Below are 16,105 nucleotides of genomic sequence, written 5' to 3' on the forward strand. Positions count from 1 at the left end.
TCTACGGGCGTAGTCGGTAGCCGGTCGAAGCCGCCACTTCGCGTCGCATCTGCGCCGGCCACTCGGCCTTCGGCTGCACGTATCCGGTCATGTGTGTAAGGGCGAACCCGTCGTCGAGCAGGTCGTCGAACGCCTCTGTATCAGCTTCGTCCATGGCGTCCGGATAGGCACGGTGAGCCACCGTGAGCGGAGCGGTCACGTTCGCTCAACAACAAGCTATTGACATGACATTTGGACAGGGGCCATCGTACTCGCACTAGAGCGCACTAGTAGAGCGCGACAGCATGTCTTCGTGACTGGACGGAGTGGAGTGGATGTGTATCCGCAGAGCCGCCGCACCCTCGAATCCCTCGAATCCCTCGACGCCGAACTCCGGGCGCGTTTCTCCTGACCTCATCCGAAGGAACTTCCCAATCGTGTTGTCAAGCCGCTGCCGTGACGGGAGGTGAAGTGTGAAAGCACTCTCCGTCACGGATCATCGCCCACAGGACGTTGAGGCGTCGGCGTGCGAGAGCCAGCAGGGCCCGCTTGTGGCCCTTGCCCTCGCTCCGCTTCCGGTCGTAGAACGCCCTCGAGACGGGGCAGCACTGAAGGCTCACCATGGCCGACAGATACATGGTTCTCAGCAGACCGCGGTGGTAGCGCCGCGGCCGGCGCAGATTGCCGCTGACGCGGCCGGAGTCGCGTGGCCTGGGGGCCAGGCCGGCGAAGCCGGCCAAGCGGTCGGAGCTGCCGAAGGCGTCCATGTCGCCACCGGTGGCGGCAATGAACTCGGCCGCGAGTTTCGTGCCCATGCCGGGCAGGCTGCAGATCACCTCGGCGTGCGGATGCTCGCGAAACCGGGCCTCGATCAGGGCGTCGAGCTCGGCGATCTCCTCATCGAGGGCCATCACCCCCTTCGCCAGGCGGACCACCATGGCGGCGGCCAGCTTCTCGCCGGGCAGCGCGGTCAGCTGGGCCTGAGCGGCCTCCACCACCGTCTTCGCCAGTGTGGCGGCGCCACGAACCTTGCGGTTCTTCAGCCAGGTCTCGATCCGGCTCGCTCCGGCCCGGCGGATCGCGGCCGGGGTCTGAAATCCGGTCAGCAGCATCACCGGTCCCCGGTTCGTCAGTTCCAGGGCCTGCTCCAACGCGGGGAAGATCTCCAGGAGTTGGGCACGGAGCCGGTTGATCTGCCGGGTCCGGTCGAAGACCGCGTCCAGGCGGCGGGTAGTCAGAGTGCGCAGGTCAACGGCGATCTCGTCGCCTGGCCGCAACAGGCCGAGGTCGCGGCGGACACGGGCCTGGTCGGCGATGACGAAGGCGTCCTTCGCATCCGTTTTGCCCTCGCCCCGGTAGGTGGCCGAGGCTCGGTGGACCGCCAGGCCAGTGAGATAAGCAACCGGCTGGCCGTGGTTGACCAGCAGGCCAATCAGCAGCGCGGCCCCACCGTGGTTGAGGTCGACGGCCCACAGCACGTCCTGGGATATCTCCAGAACATCGCTGATCAGGGCGAGCAGTTCAGTCTCGTCGTTCGCGACCCGGCGGGACAGCTGACGTTTGCCGTCCGCGTCGATCACCACCGCATGGTGGTGGGTCTTGCCGATGTCCACTCCAGCCCAGATCTCGGGCACGTTCCCCTCCGCCAGCTCGTCGTACATCGCCCCCGCAGACGACCTCGCCGACGTTGTCCTACAGCAGCGATCGGAGTCGCATCTCCCAATTGGCGGTCGAGTCGTCGCGGGGCTCCGGGCGGCCAAGTTCCTTGAGCCATCGAGGGCGCAACGATGACAGCCATACCCAGAGCCCCTGGGCCTTCCCGATCTTACGAATGACCAGAACGGACCCACAGTTGAAAGGTAGGACACGACCATGACCGTAGGTATGGGCGTCATCGGCGCCGGCTGGATCGGCAAGGAGCACATCCAGCGTCTCACCCACACCGTCACCGGTGCACGGATCACCGCGGTCACCGATATCGACGCCGCTCGCGCCGAAGAGGCGGCGGCGCCGGTCGGCGCCAGGGTGCTGCACGACGGCGCGGCCGTGGTCTCGGCGGACGAGGTGGACGCCGTACTCGTGACGTCCTGGGGCCCGACCCACGCCGAGCACGTGCTGAACGCGATCGCCGCCGGAAAGCCGGTGTTCTGCGAGAAGCCCCTCGCCACCACCGCCGAGGACTGTCTGAAGATCATCGAGGCCGAGATCGCGTACGGCCGCCGCCTGGTCCAGGTCGGCTTCATGCGCCGCTACGACGCCGGCTACCGGCAGATGAAGCAGGTCATCGACTCCGGCCGGATCGGTGAGCCGCTGATCGTGCACTGCGCCCACCGCAACCCGACCGTCCCGGAGTCGTACACCTCCGCGATGGCCGCCCTGGACACTGCGGTGCACGAGGTCGACGTGCTGCGCTGGCTGCTCGACGACGAGATCGTCTCCACCCAGGTGCTCACCCCGCGCGCCACGAGCAAGCGGTCCGCCCACCTCAAGGACCCGCAGATCATGCTCTTCGAGACCGCCAACGGTGTCCGCATCGATCTGGAGGTCTTCGTCAACTGCCAGTACGGCTACGACATCCAGTGCGAGACGGTCGGCGAGGAGGGTCTGGTCCGGCTGCCCGACCCGGACGCGGTCGCCGTCCGCACCGCCGGACAGCACAGCACAGCGGTTCTCACGGACTGGGTGGGGCGCTTCAAGGACGCCTTCGACACCGAGTTCCGCGAGTGGATCGCGGGCCTGGCAGCCGGCGACGAGCCGACCGGCCCCTCGGCCTGGGACGGCTACGCCGCCACCGCCATCACCGCAGCGACCGTCGAGGCCCTGGAGTCGGGCCGCGTCGTGGCCACAGACCTCAAGCCCCGCCCCGCCTTCTACGGAGGTGCCGCGTGAAGATCGCCCTCGACCCGTACATGTTCCGCGCACTGCCGCTGGACGACATGGCGCGCACGGTCGCCGAACTCGGCTACGAGTACATCGAGTTGTCCCCACGGGACGACTTCATGCCGTTCTTCCTGCACCCCCGGGCGGACGACGAGCGGATCGCCGCGCTGAAGAAGTCCCTGCGCGCGCACGGCGTGAAGCTGTCCTCCGTCCTGCCCCTCTACAAGTGGTCCTCGCCCGACGAGACCGAACGGCAGACCGCCGTCCGCCACTGGAAGCGGATGATCGAGATCACCGCCGACCTCGAATGTCCGCTGATGAACTCGGAGTTCAATGGCCGCCCCGAGCGTGCCGCCGAGAGCGAGGCCGCCTTCTGGCGCTCACTGGAGGAACTGCTGCCGCTGTTCGAGCGTGAGGGCATCGCGCTCAATCTGGAGGCCCACCCGGACGACTTCTGCGAGGAGAACACGCCGGCGGTCGACCTCGTCCGTGCGATCAACAAGCCGTGGGTGAACTACCTTATTTGCGCACCCATTCTTTCCACCTCTCGGGCGCGGACCCGACGGCGGACATCGCGGCCATGATGCGCTACGCCGGCGACAAGCTCCAGCACGTGCACATCGCCGACTCCTTCAACCACAAGGGCTCCTCCGGCCTGCGTTACATCCTCAATCCGCCCGGCACCACCGCCCGTATCCACCAGCACCTCGACATCGGCCAGGGTGAGGTCGACTGGGAGGCGTTCTTCGGCACCCTGCGCGAACTCGAATTCGACGGCGTCGCCACTGCCTGCGTCTTCGCCTGGGAGGAACGGGCCCGCGAGTCCTCGTCGATCATGCTGGACCGCATCCGCAAGGAACTGGCCGGGTAGGCCGACCCGGTCCCGTCAGTGGCCGGGTCCGAGATCGGCGGGCAGCACTCCGGCGGCCACGAGGCGGTCGTAGATCTGCTGCTGGTGCTCGTCGAGGCCGGAGTAGAGCATGCGGTGCGCCGCGTTTTCCTCTTCCAGCGCCACCATCGGGTCCCAGTCGGGTCCCATCGCCGCGAGGAACTCCGCTCGCCGACGCGCTTCGTCGACGGTGAGATCCATCTCGAATATGTGATGGTCGGGGGTGTTCTCGTGGGCCATGAGCGGGCTTTCCTACAGGAATCCGGGCAGTTATTCGATATTTTTATCAGGAATATTCGGATTCCCGGAGCCGGCCGGGGGAGATCCTGGTCACGCCCGTCCGGAAACGGCAGTCGTCAGTGGATATGGAAGCCGCCGTTGACGTCGTACGTCGCGCCGGTGACGTAGCCGGATTCGGGCCTGACCAGGAAGGCGATGACGTCGGCCACGTCCTCGACGCCGCCGATACGGCCCATCGGGATGCCGGCGATCATGGCGGTTTTGCGCGTCTCGTCGAGCCTGCCCGCGGTGATGTCGGTGTCGATCAGGCTGGGCGCGACGGCGTTGACGGTGACCCCCGAGGGGCCGAGCTCGCGGGCCAGTGACCGGGCGAAGCCGAGGAGGGCGGCCTTGGACGCCGAGTAGGCCACTCCTCCGAAGACCCCTCCCCCGCGTTCGGCCGAGACCGAGGACAGGAAGACGATCCGGCCGAAGCCGCGGTCGGCCATGCCGGAGGCGACGCGGCGGGTGACCAGAAAGCTGCCGCGGACATTGACCTCGAAGATCCGGTCCCATTCCATGGGCGTGGCGTCGAGGAAGCGGGTGGGGGATGTGATCCCCGCGTTGTTGACGAGGGCGCCGACGGGCGGCAGTGCCGCCTCGACCGCCGTGATCGCGGCGTCCACCGCGTCGGGGTCGGTCACGTCGACCGCGAGGGCCAAGGTCTCCACCCCGTGCCGGGCGGCCACGTCGCGGGCTGTGTCCTGTGCGCCCTCCTCGTCCAGGTCGAGTACGGCGATGCGGTAGCCCGTCGCGGCGAGTGCGTGCGCGGTGGCCCGGCCGATGCCGCGGCGGGATCCCGCTCCGGTGACGACGGCGGTGCGGGGCGTGTGCTCGGTGACCATGCTGTTCTCCTGTGCGCGGCGGGCGGTCCGGCCGGGGAGAGGCTTCCCGTCCACACGCACCTTGATGGCCACCTCGGGGCTACGACCGCGGCCGGGGCTCCGACTCCGCGGCGCGCAGGTCGGCGAGGAGTTCGGCCTGCCCGGCCAACACACCGGAGAGGATGGTACGGGCGACCCGGAGCAGTTCCGCGACGTGCGGACTGGTCAGCGAGTAGTACACGGTCGAGCCCTCCTTGCGGGTCACGACCAGGTTCGCCCGTCGCAGCACGGCCAGCTGCTGCGACAGATGCGCGGGCTCGATGCCCACCTCGGGCAACATCTCGGCGACCGCGTGCTCACGCTCGCTCAGCAGCTCCAGGACGCGGATGCGCGCTGGATGGCCGAGCGTCTTGAAGAACTCGGCCTTGAGTTGGTACAGCGGCGCGGTCACCGTGCCGCCCCCTCCTCTGCGCAGGACCGCGACGGTACCCGTCGTCCCTGCCGGTCCTCGGTACGTCGCATCCGCTCACCCGTCAAAGCCATGCGACACATTCTCGCGTGCCCCACCGGCGGGACCGAACCCGCCCAGCGGGAACCGGTCCACCCGAACCCCACGGCTTCAACGACGCCCATCAGTGATGACCTCGATAATTGCCAACATTAGCAAGATGGCATCCACCCACTGTGCGCCCTGTTCAGAGAGGAAGGGTGACCCAGATGCTCTTGCCCTTGCCGTCGGCGTCGCCGCGTACGACCGCGGTGCCGCCGAGGCCGAGTGTGAGCTCCATGACGGTGGCGAGCCCGCCGGTGCCGGGGCCGACGGCCGTGCCGTACAGCCGGGGCCGACAGGGGTGCCGGTCGTGGACGGCGAGGGCCAGACAGTCCTCGCCCGCCGCGTAGACGACGGTGAGCTGCGGGGAGAGGTCGGCGGCGTGCCGGACGCTGTTGGTGACCAGTTCGCCGAGGATCAGCAGCGCCGGATCCGCGACGGGGTGGCGCAGGCCGATTCCCCATTCGACCAGCGCCTGTTCGGCGGTCTCACGGGCCAGGCGAACCGCCGCGGGCTCGCTCGGCAGGGTGAGCACGTGCCGATACGGCAGCGCCTGAAGTTGCGTGGACATCAGCTCTCCGGCTGCGCTCATCGGACGGGTTCCTCGCCGGCGACTGCCGTTCTGGGCGCGGTCCTGCGCGCCGCGGCCGACAGGATTCCGGCCGACTCCAGGTGGTCGCGCGCACCCCGGATCGCCTCGGGCGTGGAGGCGTACTCCCGGCCCTCGTGGAGCAGCAGATCGAGGGCGCCCACCGAATCGAGCACCTGGCGCTGACCGGCGCGTATCCCGGAGGCCATGACGACGATGCCGCGCCGCTTCAGCTTCTGCACCGCGTCCTTGAGGACCAGCGCCCCGGTCGCATCCATCGTCGACACCCGCGACATCCGCAGGATGACCACCCGTACGTCCGCGACGTCGGTCAGCTCCAGCAGGAAGCGGTGGGCGGCGGCGAAGAACAGCGGACCGTCGATGCGGTAGGCGACGATGTGCTCGGCGAGCAGCTCGTGCTCCTCGGCACTGTGGTCGCCCCGGTCGAGCGGCACCTGGTCGAGGCGGGCCTGCTTGGCCACGGCACGCAGCGCCAGGGCGCCGGCGACGACCAGGCCGATGATGACGGCGTACACCAGGTCCAGGGCCAGGGTCGCCACGGCGGTCAGCACGAGGATCAGCGCGTCCGAGCGGGTCGCTTTCGCCATCGCCCGCAGCGAACCGACCTCGACCATGCGGATCGCGGTGGCCAGCAGGACGCCGGCGAGGGCGGCGAGCGGGATCTTCGAGACGAGGGGCGCCGCCGCGAAGACGATCACGGCGAGGATCGCGGCGTGGGTGAGGGCGGCGAGCCGGGAGTTCGCGCCGGTGCGGACGTTGACCGCGGTGCGGGCGATCGCGCCGGTGGCGGGCACGCCGCCGAACAGCGGGGCGGCGATGTTGGCCAGCCCCTGTCCGAACAGTTCCCGGTCCGGGTCGTGCTTCTGCCCCACCGTCATGCCGTCGGCGACCGAGGCCGACAGGAGCGACTCCAGCGCGGCCAGGGCGGCCACCGCAACGGCCGGGGCGAGAAGCGTGCCGAGGGCTCCCGGGTCGAGGAAGGACAGCGAGGGGGCGGGCAGCCCGGACGGCAGTTCCCCGATCGGTTTCGCCGCGTCCAGGCCCGCGGCCCGCGCCACGATCGTCGCCGCGATCACGGCCAGGAGGGAGAACGGGACGGTCGGCCGCCACCGCGCGCCGACCAGCATGACGGCGGCCACGGCGGCCGCGAAGCCGACGGCGGTCCAGTTCGGCGACTTCGCGAACTCCCCCACCGCCCGCCAGGTGACGACGAGTACCCGGTCGCCCTCGGGCTTGGGCACGCCGAGGGCGTTCGGGATCTGCTGGAGGCCGATCACACAGGCGATACCGAGCGTGAAGCCCTCGACGACCGGGGCCGGCACATACTGCATGTACTTCCCGGCCCGCAGCGCGGCCAGCGCGACCAGCATGACGCCCGCCATCACCCCGACCGTCAGCACGCCCGTCGGCCCGTACCGGCCCACGATCGGCACGAGTACCACCGTCATGGCGCCGGTCGGCCCGGACACCTGGAGATTCGACCCGCCGAACAGCGCGGCGAGCGCGCCCGCGACCACCGCGGTCGCCAGCCCCGCCGCCGCGCCCAGCCCGGACGAGACACCGAAGCCGAGGGCGAGCGGCAGCGCCACGATCGCCACGGTCAGGCCCGCGAGCAGGTCCCGGCGCGGGTCGCGCCGCATCTGAACCAGATCGGCACGACCGGGCAGCAAGGGCGCGATCCGGGTCCGCGCCCGGCTGATCGGCGAGGTCATCGCGCGGCGACCTCGGTTTCCCGCAACTCGGACACGACCCCCTCGGCTTCCCCTACGAAGGTCCCACCCCTGCGGGGCGGACACGGTAGACGTCGGACACGTATGCGCTGCACCCGCGGCTACCGGATTCGAACGAGTGCAGCCACCTCAGCATGTAACCAATTGCAAAATTTCGCAATTCCTACATCTGTTCATGGCGATTCCCGGCGGGCCGCCTCGTGTACGTGATCGCGGCGGTGAGGAACAGAGCGACGACCAGGGCCGGAACGGCAGCGACCACCCACCGGTCCAAGCCGTCGTCAGGCCCGGTGGCCACCAGTACGGCCGCCGTGACCCCCGCGGCGATCAGCCCGAAGGCCATCAGGGCGGTGAAGACGTTCCGCGTCCGGTCGGTACCGATCAGGGGCGAGCCGTGACGCAGCTCCGCCCAGTGACGGGCGGCCTCCCGCACCTCGCGCCTGCGCTGCACCGCCGCGCGTGCCCTGAGGCCCACCGTGACGGCGGCCCCCGTCACGGCCGTGGCACCGGGCATCCACCACGCCTCGGCCAGCAGGAGCAGTACGGCGACGACCCCGGTCGTGCTCCAGCCGCTCAGACAGGCCGCGGCGGCGGTACGGCGGGAAACGGGGCGGTCGGCGCCGGCCCGCAGATCGGCGAGCGCCGGCAGATACCAGACGCAACCGGAGGCGGTCACCATCGCGATGCCGAGGGCCGGCACAGTGTGGGACACGGCTCACCCCGCCGAGTCGGCCGCGGCGATCTCGGGATGGTGCAGGTCGAACGCCGGGGATTCGCTGCGGATACGGGGCAGGGTGGTGAAGTTGTGCCGCGGCGGCGGGCAGGAGGTCGCCCACTCCAGCGAACGGCCGTAGCCCCATGGGTCGTCGACCTCCACCGGCCGGCCGTACTTGGCGGTCTTCCAGACGTTGTAGAAGAACGGCAGGATCGACAGGCCCAGCAGGAACGCGCCGATCGTGGACAGCGTGTTGAGGGCGGTGAAGCCGTCGGCGGCCAGATAGTCCGCGTACCGGCGGGGCATTCCCTCGGCGCCCAGCCAGTGCTGGACCAGGAAGGTCAGGTGGAAACCGATCGTGAGCGTCCAGAAGGTGATCTTGCCGAGGCGCTCGTCGAGCATCTTGCCGGTGAACTTGGGCCACCAGAAGTGGAATCCGGCGAACATCGCGTACACGACCGTACCGAAGACCGTGTAGTGGAAGTGCGCCACCACGAAGTACGAGTCGGACAGGTGGAAGTCCATCGGCGGCGAGGCCAGGATCACGCCCGTCAGACCGCCGAAGACGAAGGTGATGAGAAAGCCGACGGTCCACAGCATCGGCGTCTCGAAGGAGAGGCTGCCCTTCCACATCGTGCCGATCCAGTTGAAGAACTTCACTCCGGTCGGCACCGCGATCAGGAAGGTCATGAAGGAGAAGAAGGGCAGCAGCACCCCGCCGGTCACATACATGTGGTGCGCCCACACCGTCACGCTCAGGCCCGCGATCGCGATCGTCGCGCCGATCAGTCCCATGTAGCCGAACATCGGCTTGCGGGAGAAGACCGGGATGACCTCGGAGACGATCCCGAAGAACGGCAGCGCCAGGATGTACACCTCGGGGTGGCCGAAGAACCAGAACAGGTGCTGCCACAGCAGCGCCCCGCCGTTGGCCGCGTCGAAGACATGGCTGCCGAACTTGCGGTCGCACTCCAGCGCGAACAGCGCGGCCGCCAGGACCGGGAACACGATCAGGATCAGCAGCGCGGTCAGCAGCACGTTCCACACGAAGATCGGCATGCGGAACATGGTCATGCCCGGCGCGCGCATGCAGACGATCGTGGTGATGAAGTTGACCGCGCCCAGGATCGAACCGAAGCCCGAGAGCGCGACCCCCATGATCCACAGGTCGGCGCCGAGCCCCGGCGAGTGGACCGCGTCGGACAGCGGGGCGTACAGGAACCACCCGAAGTCGGCGGCCCCGCCCGGGGTGAGGAAGCCGAACGCCGCGATCGAGGAGCCGAACAGGAACAGCCAGTAGGCGAGCATGTTCAGACGGGGAAAGGCCACGTCCGGGGCCCCGATCTGCAGCGGCATGATCCAGTTCGCGAAGCCGGTGAACAGCGGCATCGCGAACATCAGCAGCATGATCGAACCATGCATCGTGAACGCCTGGTTGAACTGCTCGTTCGACATGATCTGCAGGCCCGGCCGGGCGAGTTCGGCACGCATCATCAGCGCCATCACGCCACCGACGATGAAGAACACGAACGCGGTGACCAGGTACATCGTCCCGATCTTCTTGTGATCGGTGGTCGTCAGCCACTCCACCCACGACGGCCGTGCCGCCGCGTGCTCCGTCCGTCCGGACGTCTCGTCCACCACGGAGACCTCGGCCCTCGGCCGCGCGATCTCCACCTGTTGCATCTGTGCCTCGTCCACCGGACGGCGTCCTCCCCATCTGCTCGTGTCGTCGACGAGCCGGGAAGTGCCGTGGGTGCGGGAACGGACCTGGCCCTTCCCGGCCGCCGGCCTCATGATCGTCGGAGGGGTACCTGGTCCCGATAGGGCCGACCAGTCCCTGCCAGGGGCCCGGCCCAGGGCCCAACGGCCCCTCCTCGGCCCCCTGAGGGGATGAACAGGACATCCGCGACCTGCCCACCGACGTGGTCGGCGGGCAGGTCGCGGGCGCGGCGAGGCAGGTTCACAGCAGCGTCTGCCAGTAGGACCAAAAGCGCGTGCCGATCAGCATCACGATGCTGAGGTACCAGGTGACCGGCACCACCCAGTGGAACTCCAGCGCCCCGGCGACCAGGGCGCGAGGCGCTCGGACGATCCCGTGCCGCAGGTTGTGCACGGTGGTGTACCAGAACAGGGCGATGGTGGCCGCCCAGGCCAGACAGCACCACAGGCACAGCGCGCCGATCTCGTACAGCGCCTGGGTCATCAGCCACATGCAGAAGGCCACGCCGAGCAGCGCGCCGGCGTTGAGCCCGAGCCAGAACCAGCGCCGGAAGCGGGCCCCGGCCAGCAGCGCGGCGCCGGCCGCGACGACGACCGGGTACGCGAGCAGTCCGATCAGCGGGTTGGGGAACCCGAAGACGCCGGCCTGGTGACTGCGCATCACGTTCGTGCACGACACCACCGGGCTCAGATTGCACGACGGGGTGAAGCCCGGGTCCTGGAGCAGCTGGAACTTGTCGATGGTGATGACGAACGAGGCGAGGATCCCGAGTGCCCCGGTCACGATCAGCAGCCAGGCGAAGGCACGGGAGGCACCGGTCGCACCTTCGGGTGTGATCCCGCGTCGTCCTCCGTCCTCCTCGCCGGCCCTGGTAGTGAGGTGGTGCACGGTCGTGGTGGTGCTGGTCATCGGAGTTGTTCCGCCTCGCTCGTACTCTGCGTGGGCTCGGTGCCCACGACGGCCGATGGGTGAGTGACATCGCGCGGCCCGCGGCCGCCGTCCTGTTCCGGTGCGCCGGGCGCGGCCTCGCGGACGGCCCCCGCCGGCCACACGACCTCCACCGGGACGCCGTGTGCGCGGGCGTACGCCACCAGATGTGCCGTGGCGTCGCGGCCGTTGCTCGGGGAGCCGTCCCAGACGGCCACCAGACGGCCGCAGTCCGCGACCATCCGCTCGTCCGCGCCTACGCAGGCGTCGCGGTCGCCGGGGTCGTACGCGAGCAGGCGTACCTGCTGGGCCAGGGTGAGCAACTCGCCCGTCGCCGCCCGGTCACGCCACGGCGGTATCGCGGGAACCGTCCGATGCGCGGGGATCACCACGACCAGTGGCCGCCCCGCCGCCCGCACCGCCCTGCCGAACACCACCGGTGCCCCGGCGCCCGCGCGCACCAGACCGGACTGCTGCCCGGGCAGGCGCTCCAGCACCGCCCGCAGCTCGGCCTCCACCAGTTTCAGCGTGCCCGGGGTCAGGTCCGCGTGCCCCACCGCCGCGATCATCTGCCGCTTCCTCCTCGTCGTACGGCGCAGTCCCGGGCGCCTCGCATTGGACGGCCCCGCCCGCACCACCCATCAGCGGGACCGCCGGACCGGCCCCACGGGCGGGGATCCAGGCGTACGGGCGCGACCGCGTGATCAGTGAAGTCAGTACGTCCGCCGGGCAACAAGGGCCGAACGGCCCTCGCACGGCGATGTTCGACCCGCTTTCGTCGGCGGCCGGAAACCGCGTGCCGATCGTGAAATCCGGTCGACAGGAGGGGGCCTGACGCACTGTGATGGGCCCGACCGCCCGCCCGCCGTACGGAGCGGGCCTACCGCAGGAGCCGCACTTGGCAGCCGGGACCGTGGACAACCGCCCCGCGATCGATACCGCACTGGTCAGACGTCTGATCGACACGCAGTTTCCGCAGTGGGCCGGGCTGCCCCTGAAGCTGCTCGACCCGGCCGGCTCGGACCATGTGATCTACCGGCTGGGCGCGGAACTGTCCGTTCGGCTGCCGCGCCATGCCGGCGCCATCCGGCAGGCGGAGAAGGAGTTCCGGTGGCTGCCCCGGCTCGCCCCGCATCTGCCGCTCGCCGTCCCCATACCGGTGGCCGTCGGCGAGCCCGGCTTCGGCTATCCGTGGCCGTGGGCGGTGTCCCGCTGGCTGGACGGCCAGGTGGCGACGGTCGAGACGCTGGGGGACTCCTCCCGGGCCGCTGTCGACCTCGCTCGGTTCCTGACCGCCCTTCAGCGCTTCGCGCCCGTCGACTTCCCGGCCGAGGACGCCCACGAAGACCTCGCCGCCGAGCCGCTGGCCGACCGGGACCGGGCGACACGGGCCGCCATCGCGCAGGTCGACGACGCGTTCGACGCCACGGCCATGACCGAGCTGTGGGACAGGGCACTCGGCGTCCCCGGCTGGGACCGTCCTGCGGTCTGGTTCCACGGCGACTTCCACACCGGCAACCTGCTGACCGTCGACGGCCGCCTGAGCGCGGTCATCGACTTCGGCGGGCTCGGCATCGGCGACCCGGCCTGCGACCTGACGATCGCCTTCACTCTGATGACGGCCGAGAGCCGGGCCGCCTTCCGCGACGCGCTCGGTGTGGACGACGCCACCTGGACCCGGGGCCGCGGCTGGGCCCTGGCCACCGGCCTGAACGCGTACACCGCCTACGCCGCCGTCAACCCCCGGGTCGCCGCACAGACCACCCGGCAGATCACCGAGGCCCTCATCGGCTGAGATCCGGCCGCCTTCTCGGCCGGACGCGATTCCTCAAGAATTGAGGCGGGCCGGGAGGACCGGGTGTGAATGCCCGGGCCTCCTCGCGACCATCAGTGAACTCCGCCCGAGCCGGGGGCCGCGCCGGGCTTACACCCCGGGCCTACGCCACGGCCTCCGGCTCGGCCTCCCGGAACACCGTCCCCGTCTTCTCGAACTGCGTCCGGTACAACTCCGCGTACCGCCCGCCTGACGCCAGCAGTTCCTCGTGGGTACCCCGCTCGACGATCCGGCCGGACTCGACGACCAGGATCACGTCGGCGGCCCGCACCGTGGACAGCCGGTGCGCGATGACGACCGCGGTACGGCCCTCCAGCGCCTCCGTCAGGGCCTCCTGCACGGCCGCCTCCGACGTGTTGTCCAGATGGGCGGTGGCCTCGTCGAGGATCACGACGCGCTGGCGGGCCAGCAGCAGCCGGGCGATGGTCATGCGCTGGCGTTCACCGCCGGACAGGCGGTAGCCGCGCTCACCGACGACCGTGTCGAGGCCGTCGGGCAGGGAGCGTACGAGGTCGTCGAGGCGGGCCCGGCGCAGGGCGTCCCACAGGTCGTGATCGGTCGCGTCCGGCCGTGCCAGCAGCAGATTGGCCCGTACCGTGTCGTGGAACAGATGGCCGTCCTGGGTGACCATGCCGAGGGTCTCGCGCAGCGACCGGGCGCTCAGGTCGCGGACGTCGACGTCGCCGATGCGGACGGCGCCCTCGTCGACGTCGTACAGCCGTGGGAGCAGTCCGGCGATGGTGGACTTGCCGGCGCCGGAGGAGCCCACGAGCGCGACCGTCTGCCCGGGTTCGGCGCGGAAGGAGACACCGCGCAGGACCTCTGCGCCGCCGCGCGTGTCCAGGGCCGCCACCTCCTCCAGTGAGGCGAGGGAGACCTTGTCGGCGGACGGGTAGCCGAAGCGCACGTTCTCGAACTCGACCGGCACCGGCCCGTCGGGGACCGCCCGCGGGTCGGGCTTCTCCTCGATCAGCGGCTTGAGGTCGAGTACTTCGAAGACGCGCTCGAAGCTGACGAGGGCGCTCATGACCTCGACCCGCGCGCCCGCGAGCGAGGTGAGCGGCGCGTAGAGCCGGGTGAGCAGCAGGGCCAGCGAGACGACGGAGCCGGCCTCCAGGGTGCCGCGCAGGGCGAACCAGCCACCGAGACCGTAGACCAGGGCGAGCGCCAGGGCGGAGACCAGTGTGAGCGCCGTGATGAAGGCGGACTGGGCCATCGCCGTACGCACCCCGATGTCCCGCACGCGCCGCGCCCGTGCCGCGAACTCGGCGGACTCCTCCTCGGGCCGCCCGAACAGTTTTACGAGCGTGGCACCGGGCGCGGAGAACCGCTCCGTCATCCGGGTGCCCATCGCGGCATTGAGGTCTGCGGCCTCGCGCTGGAGCCGCGCCATCCTTCGGCCCATTCGCCGCGCCGGGACGACGAAGACCGGCAGCAGCGCCAGTGCGAGCAGGGTGATCTGCCAGGACAGGGTGAGCATCACCGCGAGCGTGAGCAGCAGCGTGACCAGGTTGCCGACGACTCCCGACAGGGTGTTGCTGAAGGCGCGCTGGGCGCCGATGACGTCGTTGTTGAGACGGCTGACCAGCGCGCCCGTACGAGTACGTGTGAAGAACGCGACCGGCATGCGCTGCACATGATCGAACACAGCTGTCCGCAGATCGAGGATGAGCCCTTCCCCAAGGGTGGCCGACAGCCGGCGGGCGAGGAGTCCGAGGGCCGCCTCGGCGACCGCGATGAGGGCTATGAGCAACGACAGGCGTACGACCGTGCCCTGGTCGCCGTGCGACACGATCGCGTCGACGACGCGGCCGGCGAGCACGGGCGTCGCGACCGCGAGCAGTGCCGTCACCACGCTGATCACGACGAACCGCGCGATTCGGCGGCGGTGCGGGCGCGCGAACGCGCCGATGCGGCGCAGGGTGGCGCGGTGGAAGGGGCGGCGGTCCTGCTGCGCGGTCATGACGCTGTGCAGCTGGTGCCAGGCGGTGGTCTCCATACTCATAAAAGAGACGCTAGAACCTCGACCATCATTGAGGTCAATGAGCGGCGCACGAAGTGCACGCGCACAAGCGACGCGCCCGGTGCCCGCCCGGGTCCTCCCGCGCCTTGCCCAGCGTGTCAGCCGCCGTCCCCGCGTTCGCAACCTCACGTTGGTGCGGTGTGGAAAACCTCTCCCGATGTGACTGCCGTACGTCTCCCTCAGGGACTCCCCAGACGTGTTCCGGTCCGCCAGGTCCTGTGCCTGATCCCGCTCGTCCTCGTGCTCGCGGTCGCGGTGCGGCATCGCTCGGTGCTCGCCGAGGGCTTCGGCCGGCTTCGGTCGGCCGAGTGGCCGTGGCTGGCGGCCGCCATCATCGCGACCTGTCTGACCTGGGTCGCGGCCGCTTTCACCCGGCAGGGCGCGGTGGTGCAGCGGCTGCCCGCGCGCCGGCTGCTCGCCACGCAGTTCGCGGCGGGCGCGGCCAACCACCTGCTGCCCACCGGTCTGGGCGCGAGCGCGGTCAACCTGCGGTTCATGACGGTGTGCGGGGTGCCGCTCGCCCGCTCGTCGGCGGCGCTCGCGCTGTACATGCTCGCCGAGTCGATCACCCGGATCGGTCTGCTGCTGGTCCTGCTGGCCGCCTTCCCGGACGCCCTCCACCTGGGCACCCTCGTCCCCGCACCGACGGTCGGCCCGCTCCTGATGGCGGTGGCCGGGGTGGTGTGCGTGGCGGCGACGGTCCTGGTTCTCGTACGGCGGCTGCGGACGGTCGTGTGCTCCTTCCTGCGCACGGCCCTGTGCGAGGCCCGCTCGGTGCACACCCGCCCCGCCCGCGCGCTCGCCCTGTGGGGCGGTTCGCTCGCCTTCCCGGCGCTGCAGGCGGCCGGACTGGCCGCGGTGGGGCAGGCGCTCTCGCTGCCGGTGCCGCCCGCGCACACCGCGGTCGCATATCTGGCGGCGACCCTCGCGGTCGCGGCGGTGCCCACGCCCGGCGGCATCGGTTCGGTCGAGGCGGCGCTGATCGTCGCCCTGGTCGCGGCGGGCGGCCCGGTGGCCCTGGCGACGGCGGTGGTCCTCGCCTACCGGATCATCACGGTGTGGCTGCCGCTGCTGCCGGGGGCGCTGACGCTGGGAGCGCTGGTGCGGCTGAAGGTGATCTGACCCGGGACAGCGGCCGTACC

At 70.2% G+C, this 16,105-nt stretch carries 15 protein-coding genes and 1 pseudogene; 4 read left to right on the forward strand and 12 right to left on the reverse strand.

Going from position 1 to position 16,105, the window contains the following annotated elements; genetic code table 11:
• Position 1: 1 nt before the first annotated feature.
• Entirely contained in the window at positions 2 to 199 is a 198-nt protein-coding gene (locus Q2K21_RS20185) for a nuclear transport factor 2 family protein (protein WP_310772871.1), read from the reverse strand.
• A gap of 223 nt (positions 200 to 422) precedes the next feature.
• Positions 423 to 1,640 (reverse strand): IS110 family RNA-guided transposase, encoded by a 1,218-nt coding sequence (locus tag Q2K21_RS20190; RefSeq protein WP_310772873.1) that lies wholly within the window; start codon positions 1,638 to 1,640, stop codon positions 423 to 425.
• A gap of 211 nt (positions 1,641 to 1,851) precedes the next feature.
• On the opposite strand from Q2K21_RS20190, the gene Q2K21_RS20195 reads away from it, so the two are divergent.
• Positions 1,852 to 2,868, forward strand: a complete 1,017-nt coding sequence (locus Q2K21_RS20195; RefSeq protein ID WP_310772875.1) for a Gfo/Idh/MocA family oxidoreductase — start codon at positions 1,852 to 1,854, stop codon at positions 2,866 to 2,868.
• A pseudogene (locus Q2K21_RS20200) lies at positions 2,865 to 3,730 on the forward strand (sugar phosphate isomerase/epimerase family protein). Before Q2K21_RS20195 ends, Q2K21_RS20200 begins: the two are co-directional and overlap by 4 nt.
• Positions 3,731 to 3,745: 15 nt before the next feature.
• On the opposite strand, the gene Q2K21_RS20205 reads toward Q2K21_RS20200, so the two are convergent.
• The 9 genes from Q2K21_RS20205 to Q2K21_RS20245 all read right to left on the reverse strand — a co-directional run bounded on the left by Q2K21_RS20205 (position 3,746) and on the right by Q2K21_RS20245 (position 11,675).
• Positions 3,746 to 3,988, reverse strand: a complete 243-nt coding sequence (locus Q2K21_RS20205) for a DUF6400 family protein (protein ID WP_310772877.1) — start codon at positions 3,986 to 3,988, stop codon at positions 3,746 to 3,748.
• 116 nt (positions 3,989 to 4,104) lie between these two features.
• Positions 4,105 to 4,872, reverse strand: a complete 768-nt coding sequence (locus Q2K21_RS20210) for an SDR family NAD(P)-dependent oxidoreductase (RefSeq protein ID WP_310772879.1) — start codon at positions 4,870 to 4,872, stop codon at positions 4,105 to 4,107.
• Between the two features lie 79 nt (positions 4,873 to 4,951).
• Positions 4,952 to 5,302: an ArsR/SmtB family transcription factor gene (locus tag Q2K21_RS20215; RefSeq protein WP_310772881.1), complete on the reverse strand. Its 351-nt coding sequence runs from the start codon at positions 5,300 to 5,302 to the stop codon at positions 4,952 to 4,954.
• 244 nt (positions 5,303 to 5,546) lie between these two features.
• Complete coding sequence (locus Q2K21_RS20220) at positions 5,547 to 5,972, reverse strand: ATP-binding protein (protein WP_310781126.1); 426 nt, start codon at positions 5,970 to 5,972, stop codon at positions 5,547 to 5,549.
• Positions 5,973 to 5,989: 17 nt separating this feature from the next.
• Positions 5,990 to 7,723 (reverse strand): SulP family inorganic anion transporter, encoded by a 1,734-nt coding sequence (locus tag Q2K21_RS20225; protein ID WP_310772883.1) that lies wholly within the window; start codon positions 7,721 to 7,723, stop codon positions 5,990 to 5,992.
• Positions 7,724 to 7,904: 181 nt separating this feature from the next.
• A complete protein-coding gene (locus tag Q2K21_RS20230) occupies positions 7,905 to 8,453 on the reverse strand; it encodes a hypothetical protein (protein ID WP_310772885.1) in 549 nt (182 codons plus the stop codon).
• A gap of 3 nt (positions 8,454 to 8,456) precedes the next feature.
• Entirely contained in the window at positions 8,457 to 10,142 is a 1,686-nt protein-coding gene (gene ctaD / locus Q2K21_RS20235; protein WP_386275854.1) for an aa3-type cytochrome oxidase subunit I, read from the reverse strand.
• A gap of 277 nt (positions 10,143 to 10,419) precedes the next feature.
• Positions 10,420 to 11,088: a vitamin K epoxide reductase family protein gene (locus Q2K21_RS20240; RefSeq protein WP_310772887.1), complete on the reverse strand. Its 669-nt coding sequence runs from the start codon at positions 11,086 to 11,088 to the stop codon at positions 10,420 to 10,422.
• A complete protein-coding gene (locus Q2K21_RS20245; protein ID WP_386275800.1) occupies positions 11,085 to 11,675 on the reverse strand; it encodes a hypothetical protein in 591 nt (196 codons plus the stop codon). The genes Q2K21_RS20240 and Q2K21_RS20245 overlap by 4 nt, the downstream gene beginning before the upstream one ends.
• A gap of 329 nt (positions 11,676 to 12,004) precedes the next feature.
• On the opposite strand from Q2K21_RS20245, the gene Q2K21_RS20250 reads away from it, so the two are divergent.
• A complete protein-coding gene (locus tag Q2K21_RS20250; RefSeq protein WP_310772890.1) occupies positions 12,005 to 12,901 on the forward strand; it encodes an aminoglycoside phosphotransferase family protein in 897 nt (298 codons plus the stop codon).
• Positions 12,902 to 13,043: 142 nt separating this feature from the next.
• On the opposite strand, the gene Q2K21_RS20255 is transcribed toward Q2K21_RS20250, so the two are convergent.
• The gene (locus Q2K21_RS20255; protein ID WP_310781132.1) at positions 13,044 to 14,939 is read right to left on the reverse strand and encodes an ABC transporter ATP-binding protein; all 1,896 of its coding nucleotides are present in this window, start codon (positions 14,937 to 14,939) and stop codon (positions 13,044 to 13,046) included.
• A 183-nt stretch (positions 14,940 to 15,122) separates the two neighbouring features.
• Between Q2K21_RS20255 and Q2K21_RS20260 the strand changes: the two genes are divergently transcribed.
• Positions 15,123 to 16,085: a lysylphosphatidylglycerol synthase transmembrane domain-containing protein gene (locus Q2K21_RS20260; RefSeq protein WP_310772892.1), complete on the forward strand. Its 963-nt coding sequence runs from the start codon at positions 15,123 to 15,125 to the stop codon at positions 16,083 to 16,085.
• The last annotated feature ends 20 nt before the right edge of the window (positions 16,086 to 16,105 follow it).

The organism is Streptomyces sp. CGMCC 4.7035, assembly GCF_031583065.1.
In the GTDB taxonomy this organism is placed as follows: Bacteria; Actinomycetota; Actinomycetes; order Streptomycetales; family Streptomycetaceae; genus Streptomyces; species Streptomyces yaanensis.